The 26,802-nt window shown below is 61.4% G+C and carries 29 protein-coding genes; 10 read left to right on the top strand and 19 right to left on the bottom strand.

What is annotated here, in order from left to right:
* Positions 1-121 precede the first annotated feature (121 nt).
* Together WG78_RS17365 and WG78_RS17360 are read right to left on the bottom strand one after the other, a co-directional pair.
* Positions 122-325, bottom strand: a complete 204-nt coding sequence (locus WG78_RS17365) for a hypothetical protein (RefSeq protein ID WP_053939107.1) — start codon at positions 323-325, stop codon at positions 122-124.
* A 137-nt stretch (positions 326-462) separates the two neighbouring features.
* Positions 463-936 carry a PRC-barrel domain-containing protein gene (locus tag WG78_RS17360; RefSeq protein ID WP_083459301.1) on the bottom strand — a complete coding sequence of 158 codons (474 nt, stop codon included), beginning with the start codon at positions 934-936 and terminating at the stop codon, positions 463-465.
* A 305-nt stretch (positions 937-1,241) separates the two neighbouring features.
* Here WG78_RS17360 and WG78_RS17355 point away from each other — a divergent pair, with 305 nt between their 5' ends.
* The 3 genes from WG78_RS17355 to WG78_RS17345 all read left to right on the top strand — a co-directional run bounded on the left by WG78_RS17355 (position 1,242) and on the right by WG78_RS17345 (position 3,521).
* Positions 1,242-1,874 (top strand): 4'-phosphopantetheinyl transferase family protein, encoded by a 633-nt coding sequence (locus tag WG78_RS17355; protein WP_053939106.1) that lies wholly within the window; start codon positions 1,242-1,244, stop codon positions 1,872-1,874.
* 43 nt (positions 1,875-1,917) lie between these two features.
* Positions 1,918-2,571, top strand: a complete 654-nt coding sequence (locus tag WG78_RS17350) for a GNAT family N-acetyltransferase (RefSeq protein ID WP_053939105.1) — start codon at positions 1,918-1,920, stop codon at positions 2,569-2,571.
* Positions 2,572-2,714: 143 nt separating this feature from the next.
* Complete coding sequence (locus WG78_RS17345) at positions 2,715-3,521, top strand: hypothetical protein (RefSeq protein WP_152969275.1); 807 nt, start codon at positions 2,715-2,717, stop codon at positions 3,519-3,521.
* A gap of 112 nt (positions 3,522-3,633) precedes the next feature.
* On the opposite strand, the gene WG78_RS17340 is transcribed toward WG78_RS17345, so the two are convergent.
* Positions 3,634-4,533, bottom strand: a complete 900-nt coding sequence (locus WG78_RS17340; protein ID WP_053939103.1) for a LysR family transcriptional regulator — start codon at positions 4,531-4,533, stop codon at positions 3,634-3,636.
* A 132-nt stretch (positions 4,534-4,665) separates the two neighbouring features.
* Here WG78_RS17340 and WG78_RS17335 point away from each other — a divergent pair, with 132 nt between their 5' ends.
* Positions 4,666-5,415, top strand: coding sequence for an SDR family NAD(P)-dependent oxidoreductase (locus tag WG78_RS17335; RefSeq protein WP_053939102.1), 750 nt, complete (start codon positions 4,666-4,668; stop codon positions 5,413-5,415).
* A gap of 141 nt (positions 5,416-5,556) precedes the next feature.
* Here WG78_RS17335 and fdhD read toward each other — a convergent pair whose 3' ends face one another.
* From fdhD to WG78_RS17320, 3 genes are read right to left on the bottom strand one after another with little or no spacing between them, the layout of a single operon-like run.
* The gene (gene fdhD, locus WG78_RS17330) at positions 5,557-6,375 is read right to left on the bottom strand and encodes a formate dehydrogenase accessory sulfurtransferase FdhD (RefSeq protein WP_053939101.1); all 819 of its coding nucleotides are present in this window, start codon (positions 6,373-6,375) and stop codon (positions 5,557-5,559) included.
* The gene (locus WG78_RS17325; RefSeq protein WP_053939100.1) at positions 6,372-6,614 is read right to left on the bottom strand and encodes a helix-turn-helix domain-containing protein; all 243 of its coding nucleotides are present in this window, start codon (positions 6,612-6,614) and stop codon (positions 6,372-6,374) included. Before WG78_RS17325 ends, fdhD begins: the two co-directional genes overlap by 4 nt.
* Positions 6,615-6,616: 2 nt before the next feature.
* A complete protein-coding gene (locus WG78_RS17320; protein ID WP_053939099.1) occupies positions 6,617-8,899 on the bottom strand; it encodes an FdhF/YdeP family oxidoreductase in 2,283 nt (760 codons plus the stop codon).
* 406 nt (positions 8,900-9,305) lie between these two features.
* On the opposite strand from WG78_RS17320, the gene WG78_RS17315 reads away from it, so the two are divergent.
* The 3 genes from WG78_RS17315 (at position 9,306) to WG78_RS17305 (ending at position 13,138) form a co-directional block, all read left to right on the top strand.
* Positions 9,306-11,048 carry an ABC transporter transmembrane domain-containing protein gene (locus WG78_RS17315; protein ID WP_053939098.1) on the top strand — a complete coding sequence of 581 codons (1,743 nt, stop codon included), beginning with the start codon at positions 9,306-9,308 and terminating at the stop codon, positions 11,046-11,048.
* Positions 11,038-12,813, top strand: a complete 1,776-nt coding sequence (locus WG78_RS17310) for an ABC transporter ATP-binding protein (RefSeq protein WP_053939097.1) — start codon at positions 11,038-11,040, stop codon at positions 12,811-12,813. Before WG78_RS17315 ends, WG78_RS17310 begins: the two co-directional genes overlap by 11 nt.
* A 124-nt stretch (positions 12,814-12,937) precedes the next feature.
* Positions 12,938-13,138 (top strand): hypothetical protein, encoded by a 201-nt coding sequence (locus WG78_RS17305; protein ID WP_053939096.1) that lies wholly within the window; start codon positions 12,938-12,940, stop codon positions 13,136-13,138.
* Here the strand turns inward: WG78_RS17305 and WG78_RS17300 are convergent, their stop codons facing one another.
* From WG78_RS17300 to WG78_RS17275, 6 genes are all read right to left on the bottom strand, one after another.
* Complete coding sequence (locus WG78_RS17300; RefSeq protein WP_053939095.1) at positions 13,139-13,327, bottom strand: zf-HC2 domain-containing protein; 189 nt, start codon at positions 13,325-13,327, stop codon at positions 13,139-13,141.
* Positions 13,314-13,919: a sigma-70 family RNA polymerase sigma factor gene (locus tag WG78_RS17295; protein WP_053939094.1), complete on the bottom strand. Its 606-nt coding sequence runs from the start codon at positions 13,917-13,919 to the stop codon at positions 13,314-13,316. Before WG78_RS17295 ends, WG78_RS17300 begins: the two co-directional genes overlap by 14 nt.
* On the bottom strand, positions 13,916-14,392 hold the full coding sequence (locus WG78_RS17290; RefSeq protein ID WP_236692070.1) for a DoxX family protein: 477 nt from the start codon (positions 14,390-14,392) through the stop codon (positions 13,916-13,918). Before WG78_RS17290 ends, WG78_RS17295 begins: the two co-directional genes overlap by 4 nt.
* A complete protein-coding gene (locus WG78_RS17285; protein WP_053939092.1) occupies positions 14,373-15,122 on the bottom strand; it encodes an HvfC/BufC N-terminal domain-containing protein in 750 nt (249 codons plus the stop codon). Before WG78_RS17285 ends, WG78_RS17290 begins: the two co-directional genes overlap by 20 nt.
* On the bottom strand, positions 15,116-15,949 hold the full coding sequence (gene bufB / locus WG78_RS17280; RefSeq protein WP_053939091.1) for an MNIO family bufferin maturase: 834 nt from the start codon (positions 15,947-15,949) through the stop codon (positions 15,116-15,118). The genes WG78_RS17285 and bufB overlap by 7 nt, the downstream gene beginning before the upstream one ends.
* 65 nt (positions 15,950-16,014) lie before the next feature.
* Positions 16,015-16,257, bottom strand: a complete 243-nt coding sequence (locus WG78_RS17275; protein ID WP_053939090.1) for a BufA1 family periplasmic bufferin-type metallophore — start codon at positions 16,255-16,257, stop codon at positions 16,015-16,017.
* A gap of 242 nt (positions 16,258-16,499) precedes the next feature.
* On the opposite strand from WG78_RS17275, the gene WG78_RS17270 reads away from it, so the two are divergent.
* The 3 genes from WG78_RS17270 (at position 16,500) to WG78_RS17260 (ending at position 20,008) form a co-directional block, all read left to right on the top strand.
* Entirely contained in the window at positions 16,500-18,116 is a 1,617-nt protein-coding gene (locus tag WG78_RS17270) for a methyl-accepting chemotaxis protein (protein WP_053939089.1), read from the top strand.
* A 135-nt stretch (positions 18,117-18,251) separates the two neighbouring features.
* The gene (locus WG78_RS17265; RefSeq protein ID WP_053939088.1) at positions 18,252-19,334 is read left to right on the top strand and encodes an AAA family ATPase; all 1,083 of its coding nucleotides are present in this window, start codon (positions 18,252-18,254) and stop codon (positions 19,332-19,334) included.
* A complete protein-coding gene (locus tag WG78_RS17260; protein ID WP_053939087.1) occupies positions 19,331-20,008 on the top strand; it encodes a DUF4276 family protein in 678 nt (225 codons plus the stop codon). Before WG78_RS17265 ends, WG78_RS17260 begins: the two co-directional genes overlap by 4 nt.
* Positions 20,009-20,118: 110 nt before the next feature.
* On the opposite strand, the gene WG78_RS17255 is transcribed toward WG78_RS17260, so the two are convergent.
* From WG78_RS17255 to WG78_RS17225, 7 genes are read right to left on the bottom strand one after another with little or no spacing between them, the layout of a single operon-like run.
* The gene (locus WG78_RS17255; RefSeq protein WP_053939086.1) at positions 20,119-20,934 is read right to left on the bottom strand and encodes a glycosyltransferase family 2 protein; all 816 of its coding nucleotides are present in this window, start codon (positions 20,932-20,934) and stop codon (positions 20,119-20,121) included.
* A gap of 21 nt (positions 20,935-20,955) precedes the next feature.
* Positions 20,956-21,312, bottom strand: coding sequence for an EamA family transporter (locus WG78_RS17250; protein WP_053939085.1), 357 nt, complete (start codon positions 21,310-21,312; stop codon positions 20,956-20,958).
* Positions 21,313-22,140, bottom strand: coding sequence for a sugar phosphate isomerase/epimerase family protein (locus tag WG78_RS17245; protein WP_053939084.1), 828 nt, complete (start codon positions 22,138-22,140; stop codon positions 21,313-21,315).
* Positions 22,137-22,940: an NAD-dependent epimerase/dehydratase family protein gene (locus tag WG78_RS17240; RefSeq protein ID WP_053939083.1), complete on the bottom strand. Its 804-nt coding sequence runs from the start codon at positions 22,938-22,940 to the stop codon at positions 22,137-22,139. The genes WG78_RS17245 and WG78_RS17240 overlap by 4 nt, the downstream gene beginning before the upstream one ends.
* 1 nt (position 22,941) lies before the next feature.
* Positions 22,942-24,561 (bottom strand): hypothetical protein, encoded by a 1,620-nt coding sequence (locus WG78_RS17235; protein ID WP_053939082.1) that lies wholly within the window; start codon positions 24,559-24,561, stop codon positions 22,942-22,944.
* Positions 24,542-25,684, bottom strand: a complete 1,143-nt coding sequence (locus tag WG78_RS17230) for an NAD(P)/FAD-dependent oxidoreductase (RefSeq protein WP_169788469.1) — start codon at positions 25,682-25,684, stop codon at positions 24,542-24,544. The genes WG78_RS17235 and WG78_RS17230 overlap by 20 nt, the downstream gene beginning before the upstream one ends.
* Positions 25,684-26,709: a glycosyltransferase gene (locus WG78_RS17225; protein ID WP_053939081.1), complete on the bottom strand. Its 1,026-nt coding sequence runs from the start codon at positions 26,707-26,709 to the stop codon at positions 25,684-25,686. The genes WG78_RS17230 and WG78_RS17225 overlap by 1 nt, the downstream gene beginning before the upstream one ends.
* Positions 26,710-26,802: the final 93 nt, after the last annotated feature.

Genomic DNA, 26,802 nt, shown 5'->3' with positions numbered 1-26,802 from the left:
CCCCCTGCCGGGAACCGGGTGTTACCTGTCATGCGTGTGCTCCATGCGTCAGCACGCATGATAGCTTTGAACGCCCGCGGCCGCTGTTACCTGATGGCTTGCGCCATGGGGCAAGCGGCGCTTAGCCCGCGCCGTCGCCGGCCAGCACATCCAGATCCTGCTTTAACGGAAAGATATCCACAGGCGGATGCTCCGCCAGACAATGCGCCGAATCATGGTTTTGCATGCAGGCGATAAAACTTTGCGCGGCAAGGCCGGTGGCAAAGTCGTAAATCTGATCGGCCACTTGTACTTTCGATTCGGCCAGCTTGATCACATCGGTCATCGGTGCCTCCGGGTTGGCGATCTGGATTGCTATCTATCTATGCGCACGCCAGACACAACAACGGCGCTCGCGGCGCCGTTGTTGCTGGATGCCGGCTGCGGTCTGGTTGCAGACTTAAGCCTGGCTCACGCTACTGCTTAGTGCCAGTAGGGTTCCGAGCGGTAGAACGTATTGATTTCGTTAGCCCAGGTGGAATCGGCCATGCTCGGCCAATGGTCCTTATCAAACCCCGGGGCGTTTTTCAGGGTTTCCTTGTCCTGGTTCAGCAGAAACTGTTTGTTATCCACATCCAGGGTCAGCGCTTGCCAAGGCACGGCAAACAGCTTGTCGCCAATACCGAGGAAACCACCAAACGACAGCACGGCATAGGCGATACGGCCCTGGCGCACATCGAGCATGATGCCCTTGATATCGCCCAGTTTTTCACCGGCCGGGTTGTACACATTGTCGCCTTCCAGCGAGCTGGCCAGCATCAGTTCCGGACCAGGGCCGTCGTTAACAAACGACTCCGGCGAACCCACGATGGTTTGATCACGCGAGCTGCTATCCAGACTGCCACCGGTGTAGCCACGATTCAGATCGGACGAACTGCCGTATTGATTGATAGCCATGATTTTCGGCTCCTCTGTGAGGGTTTCTGATCACATCAACGCGTTCCCTGGTGCTTGAGTTGGGGCTGCGCTGCAACGTGAAAACCATGCTACGCCCGGCACGTGCAGATATTGATCGGTGCCGCCCCGCGTTGCCGGGTAGGACATTGGCCGTAACAAAAGCGCACCTGGCTGGCAGCCGCGAGGGATGTGCGGACTGCGGATGTCAGAACATTTGCCACAAGCAAGTATCGGCGCGGTTGCGCGAGTTATTCGATGCGCGCAACGCTTGGGCGCGATGCGGGCCGCGCGCTAAACTAGCGCCCATGTCGCCGCTCACCCTCTATCTGATGCAAGGCCCGCAGCAACCCATCACGCTTGATCTGGCGTGGTCGGACAGCACGCGCGCGCGGCTGGCGACGCTTGGCCATCCGCAGCGCCGGCGGCAGTTTGCGCTGGGGCGGCTGGCGTTGTTGACCGCCGCCAGCAAGACGCTGGGCCGCGCGGTGGCGCTGCATGATCTGATAGAAAAAACCGATGACGCCCCCGTGCTGGCGTCCGCGCCGCAGTTGTTTACCAGCCTGTCGCACAGCGGCGACTGGGTGGCGGCGCTGGTGGCAACGCACGCGGTGGGCGTGGATATCGAAGCGCCGCGGCCACGCAACTGGGCGGCCTTGGGCAAGCAGGCGTACTCGGACGGCGACCTTGCCTGGCTGCTGGCCGCGCCCGACACCTTTACGCTGCAGCATCGCTTTTACACGCTATGGACCCTGCGCGAGGCCGCGTTCAAGGGCGGCCATCGGGATCATGTCTATGGCCCGCCCGACGTCATCCCCACGGGCACCACGCTGGCGTTTGGCGAATATGGCGATCTGCATTGGGCCGTCAGCGCCGCGCAGTCGGTGCGCGTGTCCGTGCAGACGTTAAGCCTGGACGACTATCTTGCTGCCGTCGCCTGAGCCCGCCGCCGATGCATCCCCACCCACGCCCCCGCCTTCACTGATGCGTTCACTCTCGGACCCCGGCTTGTTGCTGTTCCGGCGTGCCCGCGCCGAAGACGCGCCGTGGCTGGCCCCGCTGGTGTATGCGTCGGCATGGGAAGAATTCCAGTTTCTGCTGGGCGTAAAGCAAGCCGACTGCGAGGCATTCCTGCAAACCGCGTTGGCGTCACGGATCGGGCATTTTTCGTGGCGACACCATCATGTGGCGGTGATGGGCGATATCCCGGTGTCGGTGATCGGCGTGTATGACGGGCGCAAAGGCCGCTTTGATGCGCTGCCGTTGTTCTATCAACTGGTGCGTCATTTTGGCTGGCGGCATACCAGCGGCATTCTGTTGCGCGCCTTGGCCATGCAGCATGCGATGCCCGCACCCACGCGCTATCAAACGCTGTTGGCGCATTGCGCCACCCACCCGGAAGTGCGCGGGCTGGGTTTGTTCTCCGCTTTGCTGGCGCAATTGCAGCAAGAGCAACGCGTGCCGGCCCGGCGCGATCAGGCGGTGATCCTGGATGTGCTGAACAGCAATGTGCGCGCGCAGGCGTTGTATCGACGGCTGGGTTTTGCCATTACGCGAGAACGCCCGGACGAAGGCGTGCCGTTGCAACTGGCGGTAAAACGCATGCAGTTAAAGGCCGCACCGCGCAGCAAAGCCTAAGAAACATCCTGCCTTTGATCAGCCCGCACTAAACTTCTGCGCCGCGCAGCCGACCTATTTGTAATCACATGTATCAATAATGAGTTGAGGCTGCGGTCCTGATGGTTCAGCCGCATCAACGCATTACAGGCCAGGAGATCGCCATGGCGCTCAATTTATCCGGTATCAATCTGCAGTCCGCCACGTACGCCAACAAGCTGAACCAGTTGGCCGATAACGCGAACAGCAAGACCAGCAGCACCGATACAAACAGCAGCACCGCGGCGCAAGACAAGGTCACGCTGGGGGGCGGCGTCGACGCCAATGCGCTGACGTACTCGAACCCGACCGCCAGCAACGCCAATAGCAATGCATCCGCCAGCGCCAGCGATTCCAGCGACAGCGCCAAAGGCGTCGATCTAGCCAGCATGCTGGCCGATTCGAACGACAAGGTCGCGCAATTTACCGAAATGCTGAGCAAGATTCTGCAGCAGCAAGGCCTGACCGCCAGCAAGGTGGTCAGCGGTGAGCAGCAGATCAGCGCCGATCCGCAAACCATCGCGGCGGCCAAGCAGGCGGTGTCGGAAGACGGTGAGTTTGGCGTCAAGAACACGGCCACGCGGATTCTCAGCTTTGCCAAAGCGGCGATTGCGGCCGACCCGTCCAAGCTGGACCAGATCAAGGACGCCATTCAGAGCGGCTTTGATCAGGCGGCGCAATATTTTGGCGGCAAGCTACCCGATATCAGCAACCAGACGCATGACGCGATCATGGCCACGCTGGATAGCTGGAGCAAAAACGGCATTCCGTCTGGAGACGTGCAGGTGGTGATGCCCAATAGCGATGGCAGTGACGGCAGCAATGGTACTGATAGCGCCAACCAGACTGCGGATGCGTCCAGCAGCGCGGCCACGCTGTACAGCACCACGTCGTTTAGCTACACGCAGACCACGATCAAGACCAGCGCCTGATTTTTTCGCGTCATCGGGCGAGCGCGGCGGCAAAAAAACGTCGCCGCTGGCCTGATTCCAAAGCGCGCGGCCATTACATCGCCGCCGGCCTGATCCCAAAGCGCGGCGGCAATTACATCGCCGCCGCGAACCTCGCCGTAATCCAGTCAATAAACACGCGCAAGCGCTGGCTCATATGCCGGTTGGGCGGGTACACCACGTAAAACGGATAGGGCGCGGGCCGCCATTCGGGCAGCACTTCCACCAGCGCGCCACTCAGCAAATACGGCCGCGCGGTGTAGCGGAACGTCTGCATGATGCCCAGCCCCGCCAATCCGGCCGCCGCATGCGCGTTGCTCTCGTTAACGCCAAACAGCTGCGGCGGCATCACCTCCAGCTTGTCCGCGCCTTGGGCAAAACGCAGCGGCAAGGCGCGCTGGCCCGTGCCGCCCAGATAGCCCACCAGCGTGTGACCGTCGCACAAATCGTGGGGATGTTGTGGCGTGCCATGCGCGCGCCAATAAGCGGGCGCGGCGCAAGTCACCCACGGCGCGCTGCCGATCTGCCGCGCCACCAGGGTTTCGTCGGTGACCGCGCCCCCGCGGATCACGCAATCGACGTTCTCGCCAATCAGGTTGGTATGGCGGTCGCTGACGGCCAGGCTGATGCGGATGTCGGGATACGCCGCCAGAAATTCGGGCAGCGCCGGAATCACAATCATGCTGGCCACCGATGCGCCCATATCAATGCGCAACGGCCCACGCGGCTTGCGTTGTGCGCTGCCAAAACTCGCGTCGATATCGTCCAGCTCCTTCAGCAGCCGCGCCGTTCTCTCGTAATACGCCGCGCCTTCCGCCGTCACCGTTACACGCCGCGTGGTGCGCTGTAACAAGCGCACGCCCAGATGGCTTTCCAGCGCCTGCACCAGCTTGGTCAGCGTGGCATTCGGCATTTGCAGCGAATCGGCGGCGCGGCTGAAATTACCGGCTTCCACTACGCGGGCAAACGCACGGATGGCTTGTAATTGGTCCATACGGGGGGAGCGCCTTCGGGTTCGATTATTCACAAGCATGAATAAACATTTGCTTTCTTGCTACTTAATCAATGAATGCGCCAGCAGTACAGTGGGCTCGTCGCAACAAACAACCCACCACGGAGCAACATCATGAGCAAGCAACTGGAAGGCAAAATCGCATTGGTTACCGGCGGCACCACCGGCATCGGGCTGGCTTCAGCCCAAGAGTTCGCCGCGCAAGGCGCCAAGGTTTACATCACCGGCCGCCGTCAGCCCGAACTGGAAGCCGCGGTCGCCGCCATCGGCCACGGCGCGGTCGGCATCCGCGCAGACAGCGCCAGTCTGAGCGATCTGGATGCACTGTACTCGCAGATCAAAGCCGAATCCGGCCATCTGGATGTGCTGTTCGCCAATGCAGGCGGCGGCGACATGCTGGGCTTGAGCCAGATCACCGAAGAGCACTACGACCGCATTTTTGATAGCAATGTGAAAGGCACGCTGTTTACCGTGCAGAAAGCGCTGCCGCTGCTGAAAGACGGCAGCTCCATCATCCTGACCGCGTCAACCACGTCGATCCAGGGCACCGAGAATTTCAGCGTGTACAGCGCCAGCAAGGCGGCCATCCGCAACTTTGCGCGCAGCTGGCTGCTGGACCTGAAAGGCCGCCAGATCCGCGTCAACGCCATCAGCCCGGGCCCGGTGCGCACGCCGGGTCTGGCGGGCCTGGTGCCGGCCGAGCAAACCGAAGGCTTGTTTGGCTATCTGGCCGGGCAAGTGCCGCTGGGCCGCCTGGGCGAACCGGCGGAGATTGCCAAGGCGGTGCTGTTTCTGGCGTCGTCGGATAGCAGCTTTGTGAACGGCATCGAACTGTTCGTCGACGGCGGCAGCGCACAAATCTAACGCCGGTGCACAGCACCCATAGGGTGGGTCGTGACCCACCACTCAAAGTGGTATGCCAGGTTCACTGCAACGTGGCATGCGGCTCTGAATGGTGGGTCATGACCCACCCTATGCGAGCGGCAAGGTCAACCGTGCGGCGCGTCAGCCCGCCGTTTCGCGGATGCGCTGCGGGTGGCTATACACCGTCATGCGTTCGCCGCGGGCGAAGCCGATCAGCGTTATGCCAGCCTGTTCGGCCATGCGGATCGCCAGTGCGGTGGGGGCGGAGACAGCGGCCACCACGCTAAAGCCTGCCGCCGCGGCCTTATGCACAATCTCGTACGACGCGCGCGAGCTCATGACGATTATCCCGCTGCGGTCCGCCTCGCGCGCGGTTGCGCCTATCAGTTTATCCAGCGCGTTATGTCGGCCTACATCTTCCCGCGCAATCACCTGCCCGGGCCGCCACCACATCGCCACGTGCGTCGCGCCGGTGGCGGCATTTAACGGTTGCGCCTGGTGCAACACCGCCATCGCGGCGCTGATTTCGGCGGCATCCAGTTGCTGGTCGCTGGTCACCGCGTTGAGCGGGCGGATGGCGGCATCCAGCGATTCATAGCCACACAAGCCGCAACCGGTGCGCCCGGCCATCGAACGCCGCACCGCCTTCAGCGCCTGGAACCTTGATTCCACCAGCGTGATTTCGACCGCGATGCCGTCGCAACCGGGCACTACGTCCAGATCAATCAATTCGGATGGCTTGGCAATGATGGCTTCCGACAAGGCAAAGCCCAGCGCAAAGTCTTCCAGATCCAGCGGGCTGGCCATCATCACGGCATGCGAAATACCGTTGAACACCAGCGCAATGGCGGTTTCTTCGGCCACGGTCTCGGTCAGCGCTTGCGCCTGGCCGCGCTCGATGCGCAGCGCGCTGACGCTGTGCGTGCCGGTGGCCTGCGCCGGCAATGTCTCTGAGGTCATGGCATCGACTCGTTGATCAGCGCGTGGCCTTTGTCGGTTAACCACAGCGTGCGACGTTTGTCGTCCTGCCGCGCCTCCACCAGCGCCAGCCCGCCTTCCGCTTCGGGCGAGGCCAGCACCAGCAAGGCGCGATTAAGCTGGCTCATGCTCAGCCCCAGGCGTTTGGCGATCTGGTGGTCCGACACGCCGTTTTTCTCGGCGATGGCGCCCACCAGATTAACCAGCATATCTTCATCCACCGTTACGCCGCCACCTGCGGTTCGTGCGCACTGCGCGTCAGCACCACCGGCACCGATTTGGACGCAGGCGTGCGCGCGCGATCGGCCATGCTGCTCAGCGGCACCAGCGCGTTGGTTTCGGGGTAATAGCTGGCCAGGCAGCCTTCCGGGATGTCGTATTCCACCAGCAAAAACTCACGCGCCACGCGCTCGCCGTCTTGCCACAGCGAGGTCATATCCACCCACTGTCCGGCCACCAGATTCAGTCGCGCCAGGTCGTTCTTGTTGATAAACACCACGCGGCGATGGCCAAACACGCCGCGATAGCGGTCATCCAGACCGTAGATCGTGGTGTTGTACTGGTCGTGGCTGCGCACCGTCATCAGGTTGAACACCACCTTGTCGGCGTGCTGTTGGCGGATGGCCTTGATCGGCAGATCCGTCGGCACCGCGTGCGTCATAAAGCGTGCTTTGGCTTCCGGCGTTACCCAGGCGCGGTCACGGGCGCTGTTGCCCAGATAGAAACCACCGGGCACATGCACGCGCGCATTAAAGTCTTCAAAGCCGTCGATCACTTCAGCAATCTTGTCGCGGATGCGGTCGTAATCTTCGATCATCCACAGCCAGGCAATCTGGCTTTGCGGCAGGGTCGCGGCGGCCATGCGGGCGATGATGGCGGGCTCGGACAGCAGCTGTTCCGACGCCGGTTTGTTCATGCCCGACGAGATATGCACCATGCTCATCGAGTCTTCCACCGTCACGCCCTGCGGGCCTGCGGCTTGCAGATCGACTTCGGTGCGACCCAGACACGGCAGTATCAGCGCGTCCTGGCCGTGAATCAGATGCGAGCGGTTCAGTTTGGTGGTCACATGCGCGGTCAGCGTGCAGCGTTGCAGCGCCAGGTGCGTGTTCACCGTGTCGGGCGTGGCCTGGGCAAAGTTGCCGCCCATGCCGATAAACACTTTGCCCTCGCCAGCCAGCATGGCTTCGATTGCGCCGATGACATCGTGGCCGTGTTTGGCCGGCGGCACAAAATTGAAGGCGCGGCCCAGCTTGTCCAGAAAGCCTTGCGCCGGTTTCTCGTAAATGCCCATCGTGCGGTCGCCCTGCACGTTGGAATGCCCGCGCACCGGGCACGCGCCCGCGCCCGGCTTGCCGATATTGCCGTGCATCAGCAGCAGATTAAGGATGGTCTGGATGGTGGCCACCGAATGCTTGTGCTGGGTAACGCCCATGCCCCACGTGCAGATGGTGGCCGCGCTGGCGGCGTAAATCGCGCCCGCTTCGCGCAATTGCGCTTCGCTCAGGCCCGATTCTTCGGCCAGCGTGTCCCAGCTTTCAGCTTGCAGATCGGCCAGGAAATCATCAAAGCCGATGGTGTGCTCGGCGATAAAGTCGTAATCCACCGCGCCCAGTTCAAACGCGGCTTTGGCGATGCCTTTGGCCGCGGCCAGATCGCCACCAATCTTGAGCTGGTAATACCGCGTGGCCAGCGCCGTGCCTTGGCTCGACAACATGTCGCGCGGGCTTTGCGGGTCGGCAAAGCGTTGCAGGCCACGCTCGTGCAGCGGGTTGAACACCACAATCTGCGCGCCGCGTTTGGCGGCCTCGCGCAGTGCGCCCAACATGCGCGGGTGGTTGGTGCCCGGGTTCTGGCCAAAGATAAAGATGGCCTGCGCTGCATCGAAATCGTCGAGCAGCACCGTGCCTTTGCCGATGCCTATCGCCTCTTTCATGGCCGTGCCCGAGGGTTCGTGGCACATGTTGGAGCAATCCGGCAGGTTGTTGGTGCCAAACTCGCGGATAAACAACTGGTACAAAAAAGCGGCTTCGTTGCTGGTGCGGCCGGACGTATAAAACAGCGCCTGGTCCGGATGGTCCAGCGCGTTCAGGTGCCGGGCGATCAGCGCAAACGCGTCGTCCCATTGCACCGGCACGTAATGGTCGGTGGCGGCGTCGTAGCGCATCGGCTCGGTCAGGCGGCCTTGCGCCTCCAGCCAGTAATCGTCGTGCGCCAGCAGCTCGGTTACGCTGTGACCGGCAAAGAATTCACGCGTAACGCGGCGTTCCGTGGCTTCGGCGGCCACGGCTTTGGCGCCGTTCTCACAGAATTCAAACGTCGAATGATGATTCTTGTCGGGCCACGCGCAACCGGGGCAATCAAAGCCGTCCGGCTGGTTCTGGCGCAGCAATGTGGCCACGCCGCGGCCGACGATGCCTTGCTCGTAAATGGCGTTCAGCGTGCTTTTCAGCGCGCCCCAGCCCCCGGCTGGCCGGTTATAGAACCGGATACCTTGCTTGCTCATGCTGTGCAACTCCAGTGTTGCGGATTTTTCGTTCTGCGGCTGGCGCGTTTCGCATTCCAGCTCTGGTTATCTATACTAGCCAACTCGTGTGTCACGAGCCTTTCCACCTGGCGCTCGCAAAATACCGCAGAGAAGCCCATCCCGACGTCTGTCGGTACACCTGCCCGTCTGACACACACGTTGCGGATCATTAATTCGATTGCGCCATTATGCGAGTCTGCATAGGCGGTGCAAATACGGCCTCTCCGCAGCCTGGCCTACCTGGCATTCCACGTGTGGCGTTGCACATGCGCGGCTCTACCGTAATTTCGTCGCTGGTTTATCGTCCGGCCACAATCACGCGTATCCGGATGCGCGCCCTATGCGGTCACCCCGCCGTGGCGGCATCCAAAAGGTAGAAGAATCAATGAGTTTATATGGACTGCTGGCGCGCTTTATCCGCCAGCACTGGCGCGCTTATGTCGGCTCGGCCTTCATGCTGTTTGGCGTGGCCGTGCTATCTGTGTGGGTGCCGCGCAAGATCGGTCACATCATCGATGGCCTGGTGGCGCATAGTTTGTCCAGTACCGCGCTGTTGCTGCAACTAGGCCAGCTCCTGGTCATGGGCCTGATCATTTATTTTTTGCGCGCGGGCTGGCGTCTGAAGCTGTTTGCCGCGGCGTATCAGTTGGGCGTGCAATTGCGCACCGAGCTCTATGACAAGCTGACCACGCAAGGCCCCGGCTTTTATCACAATCAGCGCACCGGCGACTTGATGGCGCGCGCCACCAATGACATCGACGCCATCGAAATGGCGGCCGGCGAAGCCATGTTGGCCGGCTTTGATGGCAGCCTGACGCTGATCCTGGTGCTCAGCATGATGACGCTGGGCATTGATTGGCGCCTGGCATTGGCGGCGTTGCTGCCGTTTCCGCTGATGGCGCTGGCGTTCTGGAAAATCTCTGACCGCATTCATTACGCGTGGGATGACTCGCTGGCGCGCTTTAGCAAGCTCAACGACCACGTGCAGGAAACGCTGACCGGCGTGCGCACCTTGCGCGTATTGGGCCTGGAAGCGCGCAACAGCCGCGAGCTGTCGCAACTGGCCGAAAACGCCGCCGCCAGCAGTCTGACCGCGCAACGCTGGGAAGCCGCGTTCGAACCCGCCGTCGGCCTGACCTTGTGTACCGCCACCGTCACCGCCTTGGGCGTGGGCGGTTATCTGGTGTGGCACGGCCAGCTGACCATCGGCCAGATGACCAGCTTCAGCATGTACCTGGGTCAGTTGATCTGGCCGATGTTTGCTGCGGGTTGGGTGCTGTCGCTGCTGGAACGCGGTCGCGCCGCGTGGGGCCGCCTCGGGCCGGTGCTGGCGCAAGCGCGCTCGGTGGATGACCACGGCGATACCCATCAATTGCAGGTGGGCGCGCTCGAATTCGACGCGGTGCACTTCCAGTATCCGGGTCAGCAAGACGCCGCCGTGGACGACGTCAGCCTGACCCTCATGCCCGGCCAGACGCTGGGCCTGGTCGGCCCCACCGGTTCGGGCAAATCCACGCTCTTGCGTTTGCTGATGCGCCAGTACGGTTTGCAGCAAGGTCAGATCCGCTGGAATGGCGTGGCCGTGGCCGATTACACGCTCGACACGCTGCGCGAGGCGATCAGCTGGGTGCCGCAAGAGCCGTTTCTGTTCTCGGCCTCCGTCGCGGAAAACATCGCGCTGGTCAAGCCCGACGCTACGCAGGAAGACATCGAACGCGTGGCGCGGCTGGCGGCGGTGCATGACGACATCCAGCGTCTGCCCATGGCTTACCAAACCCCGGTTGGCGAAAAAGGCGTGGCCTTGTCCGGCGGCCAGCGCCAGCGCATCGCCATCGCCCGCGCGCTGCTGGCCGACACGCCGTTACTGCTGCTCGACGACGCCTTGTCGGCCGTCGATACCCACACCGAGGCGCAGATCCTGTCGCATCTGCGCGCCGCGCGTCAGGGCCGCACCGTAATCATCGTCAGCCACCGTTTGTCCGCCGTGGCCGATGCCGACCAGATTGCCGTGCTGCGCCAGGGCCGCATTACCGAGCATGGCCAACACAGCCAGCTCGTCGAAAACAATCGTTGGTACGCCAGCCAATGGCGCTATCAACAACTGGAGGCCAGCCTTGATGAACTCTAAGACTGCGGTGGCCCCGCCCATCACCGCCGCGCGCAATGAACGCCGCGATGCGGTCAGCCTGCTGAACGAGGCCGCCCGCCCCGACCGCCGCCATTTATATATCGGCACCGTCTGGCTGGTGGCGGCCGCCTTGCTGGAAGCGCTGTCGCCGCTGCTGGGCAAGCACTTTATTGATAACTACCTGCTGCCGCATCACTACGACGCCCGCGCGATTGCCGCCTTGCTGGCCGGATGCCTGGTCTGTGGCTTTGCCGCCAGCATCCTGCGTTATCTGCAGCTAACGCGCATGGCGGGCGTGGCGATGCGCTCGGTCAAGCGCCTGCGCGAAGACGTGTACAGCCATGTCATCCGCCTGCCGATGGCGTTTTTTGACAAGGCCATCACCGGGCAACTGGTCAGCCGCGTCACCAACGACACCGAATCGGTGAAAGCGCTGTATGTGCAGGTGCTGTTTGTGATGCTGGACAGTTGCATTGTGATTATCGGTGCGATGTTGGCGATGGCGTGGCTGGACTGGCGCTTGATGAGCATCGTGCTGACGCTGTTCCCGGCCGTGGTGCTGATCGTCTGGTTTTATCAGCGCTGGAGCGCGCCCTCGGTGGCGCAAGCGCGCGAGCTGCGCAGCGAAATCAACGCACAAGTGGCCGAATCGATCGCGGGCATGAGCGTGTTGCAAGCGGCCAATGCCGAAGCGCGTTTCTCCGGCCGCTTTCGCAATATCAACCAGGCGCATTACCGCGCGCGGCTGCAGGAACTGTCGGCTAACGCATGGTTGCTGCGGCCCGCGCTCGATTTGATGAACGTGCTGGTGTTGGCGCTGGTGATCTACTGTTTTGGCGTGCAGGCATTTGGCGCGCTCGAGATTGGCGTGCTGTATGCGTTTGTCAGCTATATCGCCCGCGTGGTGGAACCGCTGATCCAGATCATGCTGCAGTTCAGCCAGTTGCAGCAGGCCGTGGTGGCCGCCGCACGCGTCAATCATCTGCTGAAAGAACCGCGCGGTACGGTCTCGGGCGGCGATGTGCGCATCCAGCGCGGCGAAGTCAATTTCAGCCATCTGCGCTTTGGCTACAACGACAGCCAGACCATCCTGCACGACCTGAGCCTGCATGTGCCGGCTGGGGCGTTTTACGGCATCGTCGGCCACACCGGCAGCGGCAAATCCACGCTGCTATCGCTGTTGCTGCGTTTTTATACGCCGCAAGCCGGGCAGATTTCGATCGACGATATTGCGTTGCAAACCATCAGCGACGAAGCGTTTCGCGCCGGCGTGGGGCTGGTGCCGCAAGACCCGTTCTTGCTGGCCGCCACCGCGCGCGAAAACATCGATATGGGTCGCGGTTTGTCGCAAGACGAAATCGAAACCGCCGCCCGCGCGGCCAATGTGCACGAGCTGATCCTGTCGCTGGAAAACGGTTACGACACCGATATGGGCGAAAGCGGCACGCGCTTGTCCAGCGGGCAAAAGCAGCTGATCGCCATCGCGCGCGCGCTGGCGGGCAAGCCGCGCATTCTGTTGCTGGACGAAGCCACCTCGCACATCGATAGCGAAACCGAACAGATCGTGCAGCGCGCGCTGGATGCGTTAAAAGGCAAGGTGACGTTGATCTCGATTGCGCATCGCTTGTCCACCATCCGCGATGCCGACCGCATTATCGTGCTCAACCACGGCCATATCGCCGAAGCGGGCAGCCACGACGAACTGATGAATATCGAGCACGGTATTTATCAGCGTTTGTACCTGCTGCAACAGTTGCAGGACTAGTTTCTGCAGCAAACGCGCAAGCGCCGGATTTCCCTACGCAAGATGTACGGCGCGCCGACAGACAGGCGCTGAAGGTGCGCCGTATTCTCGGTTTTAATCCGACTTTTCACGACTGGGGACGGCCATGGAACTCGCACATCTGACGCGCTACGAGATCAATCTGATCACTCGTTCATTAGCGCATTGCCTGGAACAACTGCCCGAAAAAGATGGCGCCAACCGCAATGACTGGACGGCGTTAAAGCACCTGGAATCGATGTTCTCCACCATCCACGGCGAGCATTTTGTGCTGTCGGGCAGCGAGAAAATCAAGCCGGGTAACTGATCAGCGCGTCTCGGGCTCTTCGCCGCGCACTCGCTGCGCAGCGGCGCGCAGCACGCTGATTTGCTGCTTGTAGCCGCGGCAGCCGCGGCAGATCGGCAAGTGCGCATGCACCTCCAGCCACTCGCCAGTCTGTAACGGTCGGTCCAGTGCGTCCGACAGCAGTCGGCTGATCTTTTTACACGTACTCATCGCAATCCTCGCCGTCGTAGCCCTTCTCGGTCAGACAGGTGCGCAGCTTGAGCCGCGCGCGGTACAGCAGCACGCTGCAATGATTGGCCGACACCGCCAGCTCCACACAAATCTCATCGGTTTCCAGCCCGAGAAACTCGCGCATCATAAACACGCGGCCGGTGCTTTCCGGCAGGTTGTTCAGACAAAGCTCAAACAACAACCAGAACTGCTTTTGCGCCAGCGCGGTTTCCGGCTTGGGCCACGGCCGCGGGCGCGTGTCGGCGGCCCAATGATCATTGGCCTTAAACAACAAATCGTCGAGCAGCGCCTCGCCTTCAATTTCGGCCTCCAACGCCGACAAGTTGATGGTGCGATAGCGTGCGCGCAGCGTATCCACCAGCTTGTGCCGCAGAATGCCAAACACCCACGTCTTGTGTTGCGATTGCCCGCCAAACTGCTGTGGCGCGGTGTACGCGGCCGTCAGCGCCTCTTGCACCGCGTCTTCGGCCGCCACGGCATCGCGTAACTGCAGCCGGGCAAAGCGCAGCAAGTCGCGCCGCAGCCCGGTCAGATAATGGTGGTCTTGTTGCCACGATAACTGCGTTGTCACTGCGTGCCTGGCCCCCGTACGCGCAGACGGCGCCGCATGCGCCAGCCGTCCACCGACCACGCGCCCATGCCATGCACCATCAGATAAACCAGCAAGATACCCCACAGCACATGATCCTTGATCTGGATCGGTTCCAGACCTGGATATGAAATCACTGCCACGCAATTCAAAATCAGCAAGCCGGTCGCGCCAAAGCGCCCCGCCCACCCCGTCAACAACAGCAAGGGCAACAGCAATTCGCCGCCCGCGCCCATCACTGCAGCGACCGCGGGTGGCAGGAGGGGCACGTGATATTCACTGGTAAACAAATACAAGGTGCTATCCCAACTGCGTAATTTGGTCAGCCCGGACAACCAGAACACCCGCGCCAGATACAGCCGCACCCCCAGCGCAAACGCCGGTTGCAACGCGGTACAACAGAGTTCGAAACGGGCGTATAGCCACGCCATCCAGTTACAGCGGAGCGCAAGCATGATGGGCCTCCAGCGCGCTAATCAAACCATCAGTAAATAACAGCGGCAACAACGCCGTGTCGGCCTGCAACGCAGGCAGCACCGCGTGCAGCGGCGCGCCGTGTTGCAAGGACCGGACCGCGACCGCGTGCGCCGGGCCAAGCGCGCGGTGCTGCACCTGCGTGCCCGCCCGCCAGATCAACACGGCCTGGCCTCCTGCGTCCGGATCAGCCAGTGCGCCGCCTTGATGCATCGCCAGCAAATCGGCGATCGGCCAAGCCGGCGATGCCACCAGCGCCACCGCTGGCGCAAAGCGCACGCGCTGTTGCGCAAACTGTTCCGGCGTCAGCGTTTGCAGCTGCGCCACGGCAAATGGCGCGCAATCGGGCGCATGCCATGCCCGATGCAAAGCCCAATCCACCCGCGCCACATCGGCCAGATACGGCACGCTACGCGCGGGTGCAAACGTGGCAATAAACGCCGCCAGCTGCGCGCCGTCGTCATGCAGATTGGCCGAGGTCGCCGGCGTCGCCCGCACATACGCGCGCGCCATGCCGTTAAAGAACTCAGCGCCGACCAGCTCCGCCACTTGGGCAAAGGTCGCCCGCAAGGCATTAATGCGATTGAGCCGCACATTGTTGCGATAGACGTCCAGCCGCGGCGCGCTGGCAGTGGTGACGCCGGCAGGCACAAAACCAGCGTCGTTAAAGGCATAGGCCAATTCGGCGAGGGCGGCGGCGTAACTCAACATGGCTGCGGCTCCCTGTGCGCCTCAGCCACCACCGCCTGGATTGCGGCATATTCGCCCAGCAACGCGGCCAGCGGCGGCAGATTGCTATCGCGTTCCAGCAACACCGGTTGCGGCCCAAAGCGCTGCAAAGCCACCCGCAACAGCGCCATCACTTCGGCACTGACCGGCGCGCCGTGGGTATCGATGGCGCAACCGTCCACCATTTCATATCCAGCCACATGGATTTCGCCGACCACGTCGCGCGGCAAAGCAGCCATCTCATCTTGCGGGTCCAATCCCAGGTTCAGCGCATTCACCCGCAGATTGTTCAGATCCAGCAGCACGCCACAGCCGGTGCGACGCGCAATGTGCGCCAGCAATTCGGCCTCGCTGCACACCGCATCGCGCATCTCGATATAAGTGGACACGTTCTCCAGCAAAATCGTGCGCCCCAACGCCTGCTGCACCTGGTCGATGCGCTGGCACAGCAAGTCCAGTGCGCCGTGCAAACGCGGCACCGGCAGCAAATCGGGAAAGAACTGCCCGGCATGGCGATTCCACGCCAGATGCTCGGAGACGCGCACCGGCTCGATGCGCTGTACCAGCTCGCGCAATTGCGCCAGATGTCGTTTATCCAGCGGGTCAACACTGCCCAGCCCCAGCCCGACGCCATGCAGACTTACCGGATACTGGTCGCGGATTTGCTCCAGCGCGGCAATCGGCGCGCCGCCGCCAAAATAGTTTTCGCTATGCACTTCCCACCAGCCCACCGCCGGCTGCGTTTGCAGCACGTCGGCCACGTGCGGCGAACGCAGGCCCAGGCCGGTCAATAAATCAGATTGATGCATCACGCGTGCTCCCAAGCAATGCGGCGGGCAGCGGCCAGCCCGACACCGGCCGCTGCAATGCGCGCTTAACCGGCTTTAAGGCTGCCGCCCATTTTGGCGCACGTGCCTGCCGGTACGGCCTTGAACTCGGCCTTGTCGTTGTCTTTGCTGGCCTGGCCCGCGCAGGCATGGTCGTTGCCCTTGCAGTCGTTCTGGCCGGCTTTGGCCACGCCGTAACACTTCTCCATATCGGCGGCCAATACCGGGGCGGACAATGCGCTGCCCAGGATGGCGGCGAGGGCGGATGCGGCGAGTAATTGCTTGTTCATGGTGATCTCCAGTCTGTAAGTACAAAGGTTGCGCGAAAGCAAAAATGGCCTCGCTACAGACTGAGTCGGCGCAGCGCCGCGGATATGACAGTACTTTGCAAAAATATTTTTGCAGCCGTCACGCCAGCACCCGCTTGGCACGCGCAATCTGCCTGCGCGCCCACTATGCTTAGGGCCAGCACAACGCGCCGCGCCGCGCCCCACGCGGGGTGCAGGCGCGCCACCACCACAGGATGCCCGGCATGACATTGCGTAATCGCCTGATCCTGATCGCCAGCCTGATGCTGGCGGTCTGCCTGATTTTTATCGCGGACAATCTGTACGGACTGCAGCGGCTGGGCGCGTTGCAGGACGAAGGCAACGACGCCGCCGCGCACGCCGGTTTTGTCGAGCGCAGCGCAGGCTTGGGCGCGGATCTGTATCAGGTGATCGCGGACGCGGTCATCAACCACAACATGGCCGATTCCGACCGCGAATGGGCCAGCGCCAAAGCCAACGCAATCAAGACGCTGCAACAATCCGCCAGCTACGCCGTCACGCCCGAAGCCACGCAAGCGGCGCAAAAAGCCCAGAGCGCGCTTGAGCGCTATATCGATACCTATGAGAAACGCTACCGCCCCTTGCTGGCGGCCGAGCCGATGGACTTTGCCGCCATCCGCACGGTGGATGGCGAGGTCGATGGCATCCGCGACGACCTGCAGAAAAACCTGGATACCGTCGCCACTTCGCTGGTTAACCAGGCAGTGCAAGCCGACCAGCATTTCGACGCCACGCGCCAGCAAATGGTGGTGCAGAGCATTTTGATCAGCGTGGCGGCACTGGCCGTGCTGGGCGTGCTGCTGTGGCTGACCGGCAGCGCCATCTTTCGCCAACTGGGCGGCGAACCGGCGCAGGCGGCGGCCATTGCGCGGCAAGTGGCCGCAGGCAATCTGGCGGTGCAGGTACCGGTGCGTGCGGGGGACACACGTAGCTTGTTGGCGTCGATGGCCGAAATGCGCCAGCAATTGCACGACTGGGTAACCCGCCTGACCGCAGCGGCCACCACGCTGCAAAGCGCGGGCCACAGCTTATCCAGCGTGGCGGGGGCCGTGGCCGGTGCGGCCGAAGAACAAAGCAATGCCAGTGCCTCGATGGCGGCCACCGTCGAGCAAATGACGGTGTCCATCAACCATATCTCCAGCAGCGCCAGCGAGACCGACACGCTGGCGCGCGCCGCTGGCGAGCACGCCCAGGCCGGTGCGGGCAGCGTCGAAGCCGTGATCAGCCGCTTTGATGCGGTTAACGAAAGCGTGCAGGCCGCCGCCACCTATATGCAGCAACTCGACACCAACGCGCAGCGCATCGCTGGCATCGCGCAAGTGATCAAAGGCATCGCCGAACAAACCAATCTGTTGGCGCTTAACGCCGCCATCGAAGCCGCCCGCGCCGGTGAACACGGCCGCGGCTTTGCCGTCGTCGCCGACGAAGTCCGCAAACTGGCCGAGAAAACCGCCGCTTCCACCGTCGAAATCACCGGCATGATCAGCACCACCGAAAAAGCCACCGCCGCCGCCGTATTCGAAATCCGCCAGAACGCCGAGCGCATCCAGAGCGTGAACGCGCTGGCCACCCAAGCCGGCAGCGGCATGGCCGAAGTGCGCAGCAGCAGCCGCGAACTGGTCGAACATATCGCCTCGATGTCTGAAGCGCTGCGCGAACAAGCGGTGGCCAGCAACCAGCTGGCCAACAACATCGAACGCATCGCCGCCGGCACCGGCGAAACCAGCCGCCGCATCAGCGGTATCCCCACGGCGGTGGCGGAAATCAACCAGATTTCGACCGAGCTGAGCGCGCTGATTGCGGATTTCCGGCTGAGGTAAATCTGCCGCCACTTTTTCCCGGCGATCGCTCCGCGGCGTGGAGCCGATTGATCCCTACGTCGCTAACAGGGCCGGTGCTAAACTGCAGGCGACCCGGCCGCGCGCTGCGGTCCTTTTGAAACCGCAGGCACCGGCATGACCATCAAACACCCCATCAGCGCACTCACCATTCATGGCTTCAAGTCGATTCGCGCGCTAGAGCAACTCGAGCTCAGCGCGCTGAATGTGCTTATTGGTCCTAACGGTGCTGGCAAGAGCAGCTTTATCGCGTATTTCCGCATGGTGGGCGCTTTGATGGAGCGCCGGCTGGCAAACTGGACCGCAAAGCAGGGCTCCGCGGAACGGATCGTCAGCTTTGGGTTAAAGCAGACCTCGCAGCTGGATTCAACGATTACGCTGGGCCACTTCACTTATTCGTTTACGCTGGAGCCCTCGGTGGATGGCACCTTTGTCTTCACGCGGGAAGCGGTGACTGCACACCAGCAGCCGGTGCCTCTAAGCACCCTGCCCGGCCCTGAGGCGACACTGCCCTTGCTTGCTGTAGAACCCGCTGCGGATGAAGCAACGCGTTCACTGTTCAATTCAATCCATCGCTGGAATGTCTTTCATTTCCACGACACCAGCGAGACCGCAGGGGTAAAACGCTGGGGAGATGTGCACGATGCGCTGGCGCTGCACGCCGATGGCGCCAATCTTGCGGCGTATCTATACATGCTAAGAACCGAGTCGCCCGCGGTGTATGCGCAGATTCGCAAGACCGTTCAATTGGCGATTCCTTTCTTTGATGACTTTGTGTTGCAACCCCGCAGCGTCGACGACATCAATCTGCGCTGGCGCCAACTAGATAGCGACTATGTGCTGTCGCCTCACCAGCTTTCGGATGGATCGCTACGCTTTATCTGCCTGGCCACCGCGTTGCTGGACCCCAAGCCACCGTCGACCTTGATCATCGATGAACCCGAACTGGGCCTGCATCCGTACGCAGTAACCTTGTTGGCCGCATTATTGCGCTCCGCATCCACCCGGACGCAGATCATCGTTGCCACCCAATCCGTTGAATTGCTGAACCAGTTTTCGCTGAACGACGTGATCGTGGTTGAGCGGGAAGACGGCAGTTCTGTATTCAAGCGGTTGCAAGAGGCCGATTTCGCGGACTGGCTGCGTGATTATTCAAACGGCGAGTTGTGGCAAAAGAACGTACTGGGCGGTCGGCCATGATCCGGCTTTATGTGATCTGCGAGGGCCAGACCGAAGAAAGTTTTATCAAGGAAGTCGTGGCGCCGACGTTGTATGAGCGCCAGATCTACCTTTGTCCACGCCTGGTCGGCAAACCTGGCCATCAGGGTGGCAACGTAAAAATCGAGCGCATTGTCACGGACGCCAGAAACCTGCTGGCGGCTGGCGATGCATGGTGCACGACCTTTTTTGATTTTTATGGCTTGCCCAACGCGTTTCCCGGTAAAGCACAGGCACAACAGTCAGGCTCGCCGGATGACAAAGCGGATTGCGTGTTGAATGCCATGCAAGCAGCGCTAACCCTTGAGCTGGGAGAAAACGCGATGCGCCGCTTTATTCCTTATCTGCAGATGTATGAATTTGAAGGTCTGCTATTCAGTGATCCTGTGGCCCTGGCCCAAGGGACAGGCGATACCAGGCTTGCCGCGCCGTTCCAACGCATTCGCGCACAGTTTTCGACACCTGAATGGATTAACGACAGTCCCCACACCGCGCCCGCCAAACGCATCCAGGCGTTGTTCCCGTCCTACGACAAGCCTTTGCATGGCGTGCTGGCAGCCCGTGAAGCCGGGTTAGACAGGATCCGCGCCGAATGCCGTCGTTTTGATGCCTGGCTAAGCCGCATCGAAGCGCTTGCTGACCCTGTCGCGGCATAGGTGGTGCCGCCCCCATAGAAAAGGCCTCGAAGCAATCAAGCCTTCGAGGCCTTTTTGTTTGCGGCAGCAATCGGCTGGATCGGCTACGCAAGATTCATCGCGTCATCGGCTTATGGGTTATAGCGGCCCAGGCAGGCGCTGAACAGCACGCCCAGCACGCTGAGGTTGCCGCGCACGCTGCTGATCTTGGTGGGCACTTCGCCTTTGGGATAGCGGCGGATGGTGGGCAGTTCCACGCATTTGTAGCCCAGCTTGGGGGCGCGGTACGACAAATAGGCCAGCAGTTCGTAGGTGGTGAAGATGTCGCGGAACATGGCGATGCGGTCATCCACCATCATTTTGCGGCTGTAGGCGCGAAAGCCTTGCGTGGTGTCGGTCCAGTGAAAGCCGGAGGCGATGCTCAGCGCCGGGGCGTGGATAAAGCGGATGGCAAAGTCACGGGATGCGGGCGTGTTTTCTGCCACGCCGCCGTTCAGAAAACGCGACGCCTGCACAAAGTCGATGCCCTCATCCAGCGCCTTGATAAAGCGCGGGATGGCTTCGGGGTCGTCTTTGTCGTTGCCGTCGATGGTGACGACGCCTTCGTAGCCTTGTTCCAGCACAAAGGCATAGGCGCAACGCAGTTGCGAGCTGAGTTTGCCGCTGGCGGTTTTCAGGATCAGGCCGCGCACGCCCAGCGTTTGCAGGCGCGTGTGTTCCATCGAGCCGTCGGTGCTGCCCCCGTCAACGATGATGACGTCGGCTTGCTGCTCCAGCTTGAGCTGCGACATGCGGGTCAGCAGGCTGATGATGCGTTGCCCTTCGTTGATCACGGGGATCACGATGCAGTATTTGTGTTGGCGTTCCAGCCAGAATTGCGTCTTGTAGGCTGGCACTTGCCAGTTTTTGCTGGCGGCAAGCGGCGTTGTGGCGATGGCGGTGGTCATGGTGGTTTTCTCTCTTTAGCGTCAGGCCACACCGGCCGTGATAAAGCCGACACCCGCGATCACCAGCACAACGCCGGTGATCGTGGTCCAGTAAAACTGTTCGCGAAACACCAGCACCGACAGCACGGCGACGGCGGCCACGGCGCCCGAGGTCAGCACCGGGTGCGCAATATTCAGCGGCAGGCGCGCCAGCGCGGCGGCGTACAGCAAGAAGGCGGTGCCATACAGGCCCAGGCCCAGCCAGAACGGCCAGTTGCTCAGCGCGGCCTGCGGGTTGGATGGCGATGGAAACGCGCGCGGCGGCAGCATGGCCATCTTGATCAGCACGCTGGCCGAAGCGTTGGTCAGAATGCCCAGAATCAGAATCAACCATTTCATTTACGCTGCCCTCCCCGGGCGATAGCTGCGGTCGGCCACGCCCAGGGCGCGCTCAATCGCGGTCAGATGTGGCTCGTTTTGCGTGGCCACCATTTCGATACTGACCAGCGCATCGGGGCGCACGGTCTTGAGTGCGGCGTACACCGCGTCATGCTGCGTACCGCCGTCGCCCAGCGGCACCAGGCTGGGCTCGCTGGCATGGATATGCCCGATCACGTCGATATGGCGGCTGACCACATCGGCCACGTTTTCTTGATTAAGCGTGACGGCGCCGGTATCCAGCTGCATTTTGACGGCCGCGTGGTTAACGGCGCGCACCACCGCGGCGGTTTCGTCGCTGGTGGTCATAAAGTTGGCGCCATACAGCGGCGGGTTCGGTTCCAGGCAGATCAACACGCCTTCGCTGGCGGCGATATCGCCCAGACGATTAAAGAACTCGACTGCGCGGCTGCGGGTTTCTTCGTCGCTCAGACCGCTGCGATCGCGGTTTTTGGGCGAGCCAAACACCAGGCGGGTGGCGCCGGAGACGCCGCCGATATGACAGACGCCGCGCAAGTGCGCCAGCATCGCGTCTTGCGACGCCGCGTCGCCAAACACGTTCAGCCCGGTGGTGCCAAACAGCAGCGACTGCATGCCGGTCATTTCGATACCGCGCTCCGCCCACCAGGCTTTGACCTTGCGGATTTCGGCGTCGGTGGCTTCGGCGGGCTTGGGAAAATATTTGCCCGGCGCAAAATCGATGGCATCCACCTGATAGCGTTGCAGCAGGCTGGCCAGGTCGTTGTCTTCGTTGACGTCCCACGCGATATTCGAAATAGCCAGCCTCATGCTGCAGCCTCGGCTTTGATGGTCACCGGCTCGGATTGCGCATAAGCGCGCACGGCCTGGATCGATTCACGACGGCTGTATTGATAGCGGCCGGTGCCGCCGAATACGTCGGCGTAACGGGTTTGCATATCGTAGCTGGCGGCGGCGTTGCCGAGGTTTTGCTCGAACGGTTTGCCAAAGCCTTCCAGCGACACATCACCCACGGTGACCGGCGCAGCGGTCAGATGCACCAGTTTCAGGCCTGCTTTCAGCGCGGTCTGGATGTCGTACCAGAGGTTGATCATCGGGTAGAAGCAGAACGAGCCACGGCTATCGATGGCGTGCAGATTGTTGTCGTTCAGAAAGTCGAAAATGACGTTCTTGCGCAGGCCGGGGCCCACCAGGCCGGGCAGGCGCACGATCAGATAATTGTCGAAATGGCTTTCGACAAATTTCTCCAGATAGCGGCGATTCAGGCCGTAGGCGTGCAGATCGTTTTCGTCCACCGGCGTGTCTTCATCAATGCCCACCGGGGTCTTGAACACGTCCACCGTGCTGATCAGGATGAAGGTTTTGCACTGGATGGTGGAAAGATGCGCGATCAGACCATCGATGTTTTTACGATCGGCGGCAGGTTCGCGGTTGGCGATCCATTTTTGCGCCGGCGCGGCCGAGCACACCACGGTGTCAAAGCTGCCGCCATCGATATTGCCGATGTTGGTGGAGCGGTAGTGGTGGCTAAAGTGCGTTTGCTTGCTTAGCGTCTGGCCCACAAAACCACTGCTGCCGATCAATGCGGCGTTCTGATTGCGTTCGTCCATTTCAACCCCTTTGATAACGGATGCAATAACCCTTGTTGCACTTCTCGTCGGGATATTGCGAAACCAGATAAGCATCCAGCTGCGGAAAGCGTTCGCGCATGCTGCGGCCATCCACGGTGTAAGACGGTTCGGTGGTGGAGTACACCACCGCCTTGGGCGCGCTGCTGCGCACGGCGTCGATCAGTTCGTTTTCATTGGCCGGGCCGGCGTACACCAGATAGGTAAAGCGGGTGCAGCTGGGCAAGCGGGTCAGGCCGTTGATCACGCCGTTATTGGATAGATCAAGCAGGCAGCCCGACTGGCTGGCCAGCACTTGCTCGGCAGCCCAGCGCACGCCTTCGGGCGAGGCCGCGGCGTTGTCGCCCCAGGCATTGGGTTTTTCAATCCAGGCGTACTGGCCCGCGCGATAGTTGTGCGCGGCGGTCAGCAAGGTCAGCCCCAGCGTGCCGATAATCAGTACCACAAAGGCCCAGCGCACCGGCGTAAACGTCGGCTTGTTGGTCGAGATGGCCAGCGCCAGCAGCCCGGTCACCAATACAAACGCCGGATGATGAAACTTGGCCGCGCACGGCAGCGCCAACACCACCAGCACCACGGCGGCAATGCGCAGATAACGCGGAAAGGCAAAATCGCGGCCGTAAATGGTCAGCGCGATCAGCGCCGGAATCCACATGCTCCAGTAGATATGGTCCACATCGGCGCGGTTGATACCGATCTTGAACATCATTAGCGACGCCAGCACAAAGCCCAGCACTTGCGGGCCGGCATGCGGCCGTTGCGCAAAGCGCAGCGAATGGCGCGCGGTGTAGATCAGCGCTGTCAGCGCGGTGATGTTCACCAGCGAGGTCAGGATGGTCAGGATGACGGGCCAGCGTTGCAGTCCGTAGCTCCACTGCGCCGAGGTATCCATCAGCACTTTGATATTGGCGGCGTAATTACTGAGCGAGCAGGTTTCAAACAAGGCGCCCAACAAGGCCACCACGCCCACAAACACCACCAGCGAAATCACAAAACGCTTGTCGCGCACCGCCATCCACAGCGTGGAGCCGCCCAGCGCCACGATGGTGGTCAGGCCGCGATCATAAGACCAGAACATACCCAGCCCGACCAACGCGCCAAACAGCACCAACAGCGCGGTTTGCGCCGCCGGTTTAAAGCTGCGGCCGGTCAGCAGCAGCCATACATACAGCGAAGCCAGCCACATCAGATCGCGATAATTAACCAACTGGGTGGCCATTACGCCCACGCCAAACACCAACAGCGCCTGATGCGGCTTGCCGCGCGAGGCCTGATAGGCCACCACAAACAGCAGCGCCCCGGCCAGCAAGCGCAGCAGCTTGTACAGCATCAGCGTGGGAACAAAATAATCGGTCGGGCCCCAGATGGCGCGCGTGACCATGGCGGGCAGATAATCCAGCGCGCCGTGGATGGTCAGCGGTTCAAAGCCACCCGGGGTGGTGGTCAGCAAACTGGCCGACGAGGCAAAGTACTCGCCTTGCAAAAACGGATCTTCGACGTTGCCGGTGCCGCGCAGGATCAGAAACGCGGCCAGCAACACGCTGAGCACAAACAGCGCAAACAGCCACGCTTTGGGATCGACGTTATTGGAAGGCTTCGGCATCAAGCTTCTCCAGCACGTCAAAAATGTTATCGAGCTTGCCGCCCAGCACCGAATAGCAACTGGGGAAGCTGGCGTGCTTTTCAAACAGGATGGGGCGGCCGTCGTCGCCTTCGTTCTTGACCAGCACGGTCTTGATTTCGAACAGCGAATCCACGTATTCGGCATCGGCCACGGCGGGCATATAGCGCTCCACGTCACGCACCATGCGCTCAACGCGGGTTTCGCGCGGATATTGGTCCAGCCGGTCGTACGGATTGGTGCCTTTGGCGTCGGGCCAGTTCAGATGCGGCGTATACCGCACGTGCGACAGCGTGTGCAGGCCGCGCGCCGGAAACGGCATCATCGAAAAGAACGGGCCGTCCATGACGGTAATGCCCAGATCGGTTAATTGCGGCGGCGTGCGCATCAACGCCATCTCGGCCACTTCGTGCTTGAGGCGCGTGACGGTGCCGGGGTATTCGCCGCCAATCTGGTTCAGGCCGCTATAGGTGCAGTTGAAAACATAGCGCGCGGTGATGGCTTGCTGGGTTTCGTTGGGACCGTCCAGCGTGACCATCACGCGGTCATTCGGCACCGACACCATGCCGCTGGCAAAGGTATCGAACAGCACCTGGATATCGCAATCGGCCAGTTCTTCGGCCGCCCATTTGGCGATGGTGGTGCTGTCAAACGCGTACTCTTCGGCCAGGAACACTTCTTCAATCAACCGCGGCTCAAACAACTGCTTGAGCGAGGCATCGGCGGGCTCCAGGCTGGCGCCGATTTCATGACAGAAGCGCTCGAATTGCTTGGCCGTGACTTTGGAATTGCGCCGCGCAATCGGGTACAGCTTGGTGAAATCCTTTTTGACCGCCAACGGCCAGTCGCGCACAAACTGCGGCAGGTTGATGCGGCTGCGATACGCCGTGGTAAAGCTGCGCGGATAGTGATAACCGTTGTGCACGCGCGCCTGGTTGTTATACGACGCGCGTTGCATCAGCGCGCCTTCGCGCTCCACCAGCAAGATATTCTTCAGCCCGCGCTGACGCGCCAGGTAGATCGCGATGGCGCAACCATAAAAGCCACCGCCTATGATCAACGCATCGTAGTTGAGATGGTTTGCGGTCGGGGCGGCCTGCATCATCACACTGCTGCTCCGGTGGTGGTAAAGCCCGCGGTGGCCGGTTTGGCCGCCACTTCTTCAATGTTGAGCTTTTCGCGGCGCGTCATGCGGGCGCTGGTGAACTCTTGCCCCACGTGGTACAGCGGACCTTCGTTGGCCACGCTAACCATATTGAGGATGTATTCACCCAGCACCAGCAGCACCAGCGAGATCAAAAAGAACATGCCCGATTGTTGCAGCGACAAGCTGACCCAACCCGGCGCCACATTGCTCTTGAACAAGCCAATCGCCACCACATACAGCGAATAGATGATGTTGGCGAAGGCGCCAAACAGCGACAGCGCCGTGACAAAGCGCATCGGTGCGCGCGTGGTGGCCACCAGCAGACGCATGCCGCGGTCGAAGCTGCCGCCGGCATGGTTGAGGCGTTGCAGTTTGGGGGCCGAACTATAACTCAGGCGCGCCTTGGCGAAACCACCGGTGGCAGGCAGATGACGATAGCTGATACCCGGCTGCGGATGCTGCAGGATAAAGTTAACCACGCGCTTGCTGAGCAACCGGTATTGCGGCGCCTCTTTAACCAGGTCCAGGCCGTTGAAGTACTTGTAGATGCCATTGAACGCGGTATGCGCTGCGCGATACGTCATATTCTCAGCAGGCTTTTGCTCGTTATTGGCAAACACCACATCTGCGCCAGTGACCGCGTGCTCCAGCATGTTGGGCAAAAAGTGGATGTCGTCGAGCAACGGGTTGATAACAGCGACGTAATCGCCCAGTGCATTTTCCAGGCCAACCCATGCGGCAGTAGCCAGATCGACTTCTTTAGTCAGGGCATAGACCTGCAGATTCGGCAGACCACTTTCGCTGGTCAGCCGCTTAAGCGAACCGACGCTGTCATCGGTGGACGCATTGTCCACAATGATCAATTCATAATCGCTGACGAGTGGAGCAATGGCGTTCGCCACCTCGGTGATCAGCTTTTCTTGCATGTCAGCCTGGTTGCGCATTACGCAAACAACGGACAGAAATACTGGATAGAACGCCATTTTTGTCACCCCGGACCGTTTAAGCGGTGCTGTTTTTTACCAACGTCAACCGTGACGCATCTGCGAAGCTGCATCTCGCGGGCGGCGAGTTTA

This window comes from Amantichitinum ursilacus (genome assembly GCF_001294205.1).
GTDB classification, from domain to species: Bacteria; Pseudomonadota; Gammaproteobacteria; order Burkholderiales; family Chitinibacteraceae; genus Amantichitinum; species Amantichitinum ursilacus.
This window is presented reverse-complemented; position numbering and strand designations above follow the sequence as displayed.